Annotated in this window: 1 protein-coding gene; it reads left to right on the forward strand. The window is 62.4% G+C overall.

Going from position 1 to position 335, the window contains the following annotated elements:
• Positions 1-335 (forward strand): AMP-binding enzyme (locus HFD99_RS25090; RefSeq protein ID WP_167441081.1); only part of this gene is annotated, 335 nt, incomplete at both ends.

Genomic DNA, 335 nt, shown 5'->3' on the forward strand with positions numbered 1-335 from the left:
GTCGAAGCGAAGCTGCTGAGTGTAGGTGGCGTGAAGGAAGCGGTCGTCGTCGTCAGGGAAGATCAAGAAGGTCAGAAGGCTTTGTGCGCTTATTATACAGCGGAAGAAGGCTTGACAGCGGCGGATCTGAAGCGGGCGATTGCCAGCGAGCTGCCGGGGTACATGATCCCGTCGTACTTCGTGGAGCTGGAGCGCCTGCCTCTGACGCCGAACGGAAAGATCGACCGGAAGGCGCTGCCGGCACCGGAAGGGGGGGCAGGAGGCCGCGAATACGTGGCGCCGCGCACCGAACTGGAGGCGAAGCTGGCCGCCATTTGGCAGGATGTGCTTGTTCG

The sequence above is a fragment of the Paenibacillus sp. EKM301P genome (assembly GCF_011800295.1).
Classification (GTDB): Bacteria; Bacillota; Bacilli; order Paenibacillales; family Paenibacillaceae; genus Paenibacillus; species Paenibacillus polymyxa.